This window comes from Mesorhizobium sp. M0018 (genome assembly GCF_040323955.1).
GTDB lineage: Bacteria > Pseudomonadota > Alphaproteobacteria > Rhizobiales > Rhizobiaceae > Mesorhizobium.
Genome location: NZ_JAMYVL010000062.1, coordinates 1 through 6,488 on the forward strand (window position 1 = coordinate 1; position 6,488 = coordinate 6,488).

The window sequence follows — 6,488 nt, forward strand, 5'->3', positions numbered from 1 at the left end:
CATTCGTTGCGGGCGAGTTGCGGCTCATTGGGAGGGACTTCCATGGCAACCAGCAACAAAGCAGACCATCAGTCTGTCTCCGAAGCGTTTCGGAAACTGATCCATTCCGATGGCTATCGTCATAACGTACAAACGTTCTTAAATCTGGGGGTCGAACCAGAACTGCCGCCAAACCTTCAGTCATTACTTGCGGCTATTGATCGGCCCAAAGAGGGGCCGACCGAAGAAGTCCCTTAGCGCTGGCTGAGCTCAAAGCGGAAGAGTACAGAGGCTCGCTCCGTACTTGTTTCTCTGGTTCCCGCTAAGAAATTTCCATCAAACATTCTTCTTGATTTTTCCCGACAGAGGATCATGAATGTTCCGCGTGGGTTCTCGCTGAGGTGGGAGGCCTAGTATGAATGTTTGGACGAACTGCCGACCGAGCAAAGTGACTGCCCATAAGCTTGTTAAAGAGCTGATCTTACAAGCCGGTCGCGGCCAAATCATCTCCGTGAAAGAGACCATCGCAGCGGTGCGCCGAGCCGGGCCGCATCTGGTGGAAAGTGACTGCGCGCTGGTCGAGCTTATTGTCGAGATTGGCCCAGCCTTTGGCCTGTTCGTCGCGTTCGACCTTCGCGAATAGCCACATGGCAACCCATTGGTTCAACCCTCTATGAGATCGAGAGGGGCACGGGGAACTTCGCGCGAGCTGGTCGTCCAATCCCGGCTCAGAGATTCTCACCAAATTATTCGCTTCCCCTTCGGAACCCTTTCACAACGAAAGTGTTTCAGACCGAATGTGGGAACGACCTTATGCCGGCACGACCAACAGCAGGGACAGCCTTTCAACGGCTGATCAGCTCAGAAGATAATCGTCAGATGCTCCGCAACAGGCTTGGTCTCGAAGTCGACGAGAAACTGCCGGCGTCCCTTGCTGCATTGTTGCAGGAGCTTGAGCGGCGAGAGCAGGTCGAGGTTGATTGGAGCGCCACCACTTTGGCAGCGCGGGCTTCTATGGCCTTCGACGAACCAGAAGGAAGCTTCAGTGACCCTCATGGCCATGCTGCGTAGGGGACGTGCCTTCCGAGGGATGATCAGTTCGGAAGACTACTGCCGGAAGCTGCGCAGGCTCCTAAGGTTTGTAGGCGAACCAACTCTGACACCGACGCTTGCCACACTGGCGCGGGAGCTTTCAGAGCAGTCTGAGCTGCGGAAGCTGGAATCGGCCGACAAAATTCCATAGTTGCCCGACATTTCCCCACATGACAACCCACTGGTTCAACCCTCCGATCCCTGTCAAGACTGAGCGTCTCGGGATCATCCGCAATGTCAACAACGCCGAGGCAGCCGGCGAGGAACTGATGAACTGGACCAAGCGTGGCCCTTGTGGGACGTCGCGGTGCGTGTTTGCATGGCCGTGATTTTCGACGAGATGGAACCTGAGAAGGCTCGCAAGGCGTTCCTGGCTGCTGCAAAGAGCAGGGGACGTTACTCCCCCCAATGGCAACTAGCTAACTTGGATGGCGGTAAAGATTCTCTGACCAACACCGCCTTCGCGAAAGGAGCCCGCCGCCGGTGAGGAAGAGAGGCGACGGACCCCCCTACAGCGGCTGCACATCACGAAGAATCCGCTGCCGCCTCTAAACCCGCGAGGGCCTACATCGTTCCGTTAGCTGCGGCTAAACGGGGTTGGTCGGCGGGCTCTTGCGGCTTTAAGTTCCTCTTATGGGTCCTCTCTGGTTCTCTCTGACTTCGGATAGGAGGCGCGGGGGTCGCTTTCGCCGCTTCGGCGGTCCCGTCCGGCTGTGCTTTTCGGACAAACGCAAGGTATGAGTCCGAAGTATGCTACAATTTTCGGACACGCGTTGGCGGCCTCCATCGTCCTTCGGACGTGGCGCTCGGCCACCAGGCCGCGCGGCTGGTTGTCATCGTCCTCGGCTTCAATTCACATAGTGGCTACGCAGGTATTATTTGAGAAGTTGCACAGCGCATGGAATTTCAAAGGATACACGGCCTTCGCGCTAATACGATAGCATCCCACCTTCCAGCTTCTCAAATTAAGCGCCTATCCTGACGCCAGTGTCCGTAAGGACCACCTGTCCTGGCATTGCCTATCAGTGCAACGACTTCGAGCGGGCCGCCGAGCCGCTGAGCAACTGTTGCACAGGACCAAGCAGCGTGGCCCAAATGGCTCAGCGCAGTGCAGCTCTGCCATGCATGCCTTTGATCGATCAGGTGAAACGCGAAGTGGTCCGCGGGGCGTTTCTCGAAACGGCCAAGGAACAAGGAAACCTACTGCCTCGTTAGCATCTGCGACTGAAAGCCCTACTCTCGGCCGGGCTCGAATCTAACAAAGAGCATCGTCGGCTCTGCAGCATGGCGGCGGTCATGGAACTGGCAAGCGAGGACCCATTGGCTTGTCCGACTATCGTTGCGCCTTCAGCAGACGCTCTAGCGTTGAAAAGTCACTCATGTCGCGGTAGGGCGTCAGGTCAAGATCCTTGGGGATCTTCTTGAGCTTCTCTTCGGAGATCGGTTTTTCGTTCTTTTTGTTGAAGGCCTGGTAAGCGGACCAGCCAACACCCGCCGCCTTCACGGCATCGCGTTCGGCTCGAAGGGCGATTTGATGCGCGTGCAGGTAATGAAGCCCGAGTTCGTCTAGGAGCGCCTTTTCAACAATTTCGTGCGTTAGCAGAAATGGGGCAAGCCGGACCTTGGCCGATTTCCAATCCATAGTGCGAGGCATATGGCGATCGATATAAATCGTCCTGCCATCTTTGCTGTAGCCAGCAATGTAGGGGTGGCCTGCTGCCGGTTTCGTGGACACGAGGTTAAGCTAACATAGCTTGTTCCTCGAACTCCACGGGGCTCAGATAGCCCAGTGTGGAGTGCCTTCGCCGAGGGTTATAGAAGCATTCGATGTAATCGAACACATCCGCCCTGGCGTCATCCCTCGTCCTGTAGACCTTGCGGGCTGTCCGCTCGGTTTTGAGCGACGAGAAGAAGCTCTCCATTGCCGCATTGTCCCAGACGTTGCCCGACCGGCTCATCGAACAGGTGATGCTATGGTCGGTCATCAGACGCTGGAACTGCTCGCTCGTATATTGCGATCCCTGATCGGAGTGGTGCAGCAGGCTGTCGGGCTTGCCCCTGCGCCAGATCGCCATGATGAGGGCGTCGGTGACGAGTTGCGCGGTCATCTCAGCCCTCATCGCCCAGCCGACGACACGGCGGGAGAACAGATCGACGACGGCGGCAACGTAGAGCCATCCTTCGGCGGTCCAGATGTAAGTGAAGTCCGCGATCCACTTCTGGTTCGGCGCTGCGGCCTCGAAGAGCCGGTCGAGGAGGTTGTCCGACACTGCGGCTCGCTGCCCTGTATCCTTCGGCAGTCCACGGCGCCGAGGCCTGGCACGCAGCCCATTCTCCTGCATGAGGCGTTCGACACGATGCAGCCCGCAGGAAAGACCCTCGGCCAGAACATCGTGCCACACACGACGCGCGCCATAGGTGCGGTCACTGCTCTTGAAGCTTCGGTCGATCCGGGAAACGAGGATCTCGTCATGCCGGGAGCGAGCGCTGGGACTGCGGTTGAGCCAGGCATGAAAGCCTGAGCGGGACACATCCAGTGCACTGCACAGCCATGCCACCGGCCAGATGCTCCGGTGTTTCGCGATGAAAGCGAACCTCACGTCACTTCCCTCGCGAAGTAGGCTGCGGCCTTTTTTAGGATGTCGCGCTCCGCCTTCAGCTTCGCCACTTCCTTGCGCAGCCGGTCGATCTCCTGCTGTTCCGGTTTCATCTGCCCATGACCGGGAAAGGCGTGCTGCGGATCAGCGCTCGTCTCACGGACCCATTTGCGCAGCACGTTCTCATGGAGATCAAGATCACGAGCTGCCTGCGCTACTCCGACACCCCGATCCTTCACCAGCCTCACTGCCTCAAGCTTGAACTCGCGGCTGAACTTCCTTCTCTGCATTTCCACTCTCCAGTTCCGTTAAACACCTTATCTCGGTGTCCACGAAACCGGCAGCAGGCCAGGGATATCGAAATCATGAACGATCTTAACCCGACGATGCAGCGCCCGCACAGCGTCACTCAGTACATCATCGTCCAAGTCTTCGGAAACGTGGCGGACTTCATCTTCAAGCTTCATTTTTTCCACACTGACACCAGCGGCGCTTCCTCCCATAGACCGGGAGCCTTCCCGTGGACGGCCAACTGGGTGACCGGTGCCGGCCGGAAGAACTGCCATGTCGCCGGCCTTCAAGGACAATGTACGGCCCCTGTTGCCCCGAACCGAACCTTGCCGGTTCCGCGCGCAACCCCAAGCACTTCATTTTTGCGGGAATGGTAATGAACGTAGTGGTAGATGCCGTCCCGCCAGCCGCTACTCCAGCCATTGGCCTTGAAAAGCTCTTCCAGCACGGCTGCGGAGTCAACCTCAATGTCAAAGGCATAGGCCCGAAGTCCATCCGCAAGGTGCTTTCTGCCGGCGAATCGGGCTCTCCCGGGACTGCGTTGCAGGCAGGCAGCGGGTCTGCGCCCGCTGCTGCCACATGGATGTCATCTCTATGGCTGCGGATTTCGTAAGGCGGGTTTCTCAAGCACGAGCACATGACTACCAAGAGGCGATGTGTGAGTGCTCTTGACCTGGAACCCCTCGTCAGAAAGCGTTTCGATGAATTCGCCATCCGTTCCAGGCGGAACGCGGGCAACGACGTTTGAGGTGCGCCTCACAATATTGGAAAGCACCCTTCGCGCCTTGCCTGGGCCGATGTTGCGCTGCATGTGCTGATAGACGGCCAGCAGCAGGACGATATCGTATTTCGGTAGAAGGATATTGCCGAGGCGCCGGCTGCCAAGATTCAGGCGATCGAACCTGGCATGTACCGGGGAGCCGCTCAATAACATCTTTGCGGTCTCGATATGTGGCTTGGCAATGTCGATCCCATGGATCGAACTGGGTTTCAGCTTGGATATCTCATAGGCGACAACACCCATATTGCAGCCAACATCGAGAATGGATTTTCCGGCGTATTCGACCTTTGCGGAGAATAGCCCGTCAAGTCTGTCGTCCCACGTTCCGGCAAAACCCCTTTTGAATCTTGACCACCACAAATCATCAGCTCCTTTGAGAAGAGCCCCCTTGAGCGCCTCCTACCACGAGAGAATTAACGGTCGATACCCGTTCAACTGGAATTGATGACATTGACGAACCAAGGCAGGGACGTGTGCGGCCACCTCACAACCCCATCACCTTGAGTGCCGCGGGAACCGCATAGCGGCTGCCATCATAGCGCATCCAGTAGGTCCGCTTCGCAGGCTTGCCAGGATGGGACTGGCATTCGCCATTATGGTCGGGGGAGGGATTATCGGTATTCGACCGCTCAACCGCGGTGATATCGTGATAGCCATGATGGCTCGCCGGGCTTATCGCCAGGCTGACCTGGCTGGAATGAAAGTATCCGGCGCAACTACCATCGCTATCGCCGCCAGAGCCGGCCACCACGAGGCCGTCGAGCACCACGCGTAGCGTAGCGCCGGTGAGAGCGTATAGCCGCAGGTCGGTTTCAGTGAAGGGAGCGGTCAGCGAATGGTGCGCCATTTCGATGCGCAGGCCGAATGCGCTGACATTGGGGGCCAGTGCATAGCGGCCGGTGTCGAATTCCACCTTCTCGATGACAATCGCATCATCGGTCATCAGACCGGGCTGGAGCAGGCGCTGGCGCACGCGCAGCGTATTCCTGTCGACGACCAGAAGCTCGATATCGCCGACATGCAGGTGGTCGCCGTTAGCGCTGTCAATCAGCGGCACTGCGACCAACATCAGGTCGACATGGGCGGGCCAAATCTTGCAGACCAGGCCAAATGGCGCTTCGCTCTCCGTGAACGTTGAGGTGATGCTAGTATGAGGTTCAAGCGTGAACGAGGTGCCGTCGGCGCTCTTTCGGGCGTTGGGATAGGCCTGCTGCACCAGCGCGGCGGCATCCCCGCAATCGCCCGCCGCGGCCTTGGCGGGCGACAGGCTGGCAAGGGCGGCGCCGAGCAACAGGACAGGCAACACTATTCGCATGGAGTTCTCGCGTCGCAGGGCCGGGTTCGGCCAGGGCCCTTCTACGCGAGATTGGTGGCGGCGCACAGGGCAGGGAAGTGACGGATAGCTCCACTCGCTGCGTCAGGACCATAGGTATCCTGGAAAGTCGTAAAGTCCGAGCACCCTTAGGGATGGTGATCATGAGAACGCCGCCCCAGCGGCCAATTTTTGCCAATGCTGTTCGCTACCTGAAACAGATACTGACAATGTGATCTCGATTGCCTTGTCGCGCTCCGATTAGATAAAGAAGGTAAGCGCGATTTTCCCTGCACGTTGACGCCGGCGCTTTCGACGGATGGCCTTCGAATCGGGAACGGTATCTGGTCTGATCAGACTGCTGTTGCTTTGGCGAAGTTGAAGGGCAGCAGATCGTAGATATCAGCGTCCTCGTTGCGTTGAGGCAATTCGGTGA

General features: G+C 57.9%; 8 protein-coding genes and 1 pseudogene. 5 read left to right on the plus strand and 4 right to left on the minus strand.

Features of this window, described 5'->3' with window-relative positions; translation table 11 throughout:
* From NKJ81_RS32265 to NKJ81_RS32280, 4 genes and pseudogenes are all read left to right on the plus strand, one after another.
* The coding region (locus tag NKJ81_RS32265) for a hypothetical protein (protein WP_352542947.1) at positions 1-237 on the plus strand (237 nt) is incomplete at its 5' end.
* 157 nt (positions 238-394) lie between these two features.
* Positions 395-622 carry a hypothetical protein gene (locus NKJ81_RS32270; protein ID WP_352473844.1) on the plus strand — a complete coding sequence of 76 codons (228 nt, stop codon included), beginning with the start codon at positions 395-397 and terminating at the stop codon, positions 620-622.
* 170 nt (positions 623-792) lie between these two features.
* Complete coding sequence (locus NKJ81_RS32275; protein WP_352542948.1) at positions 793-1,050, plus strand: hypothetical protein; 258 nt, start codon at positions 793-795, stop codon at positions 1,048-1,050.
* Between the two features lie 268 nt (positions 1,051-1,318).
* Positions 1,319-1,558: pseudogene (locus NKJ81_RS32280) on the plus strand (DUF982 domain-containing protein); the annotation flags it as partial.
* Between the two features lie 846 nt (positions 1,559-2,404).
* On the opposite strand, the gene NKJ81_RS32285 reads toward NKJ81_RS32280, so the two are convergent.
* A complete protein-coding gene (locus tag NKJ81_RS32285) occupies positions 2,405-2,806 on the minus strand; it encodes a hypothetical protein (protein WP_352542949.1) in 402 nt (133 codons plus the stop codon).
* Positions 2,807-2,810: 4 nt separating this feature from the next.
* Positions 2,811-3,958, minus strand: a protein-coding gene (locus tag NKJ81_RS32290) for an IS3 family transposase (protein WP_352542950.1) whose coding sequence is annotated in 2 segments (ribosomal slippage) — positions 2,811-3,709 and positions 3,709-3,958 — 1,149 coding nt in all. Because the reading frame shifts where the segments join, the coding sequence is not laid out codon by codon here.
* A gap of 75 nt (positions 3,959-4,033) precedes the next feature.
* Between NKJ81_RS32290 and NKJ81_RS32295 the strand changes: the two genes are divergently transcribed.
* Positions 4,034-4,336: a hypothetical protein gene (locus tag NKJ81_RS32295; protein WP_352542951.1), complete on the plus strand. Its 303-nt coding sequence runs from the start codon at positions 4,034-4,036 to the stop codon at positions 4,334-4,336.
* Between the two features lie 215 nt (positions 4,337-4,551).
* Here NKJ81_RS32295 and NKJ81_RS32300 read toward each other — a convergent pair whose 3' ends face one another.
* Both NKJ81_RS32300 and NKJ81_RS32305 read right to left on the minus strand, forming a co-directional pair.
* Complete coding sequence (locus NKJ81_RS32300) at positions 4,552-5,100, minus strand: class I SAM-dependent methyltransferase (RefSeq protein ID WP_352542952.1); 549 nt, start codon at positions 5,098-5,100, stop codon at positions 4,552-4,554.
* 124 nt (positions 5,101-5,224) lie between these two features.
* Positions 5,225-6,055, minus strand: a complete 831-nt coding sequence (locus NKJ81_RS32305) for a PA3715 family protein (protein WP_352542953.1) — start codon at positions 6,053-6,055, stop codon at positions 5,225-5,227.
* Positions 6,056-6,488: the final 433 nt, after the last annotated feature.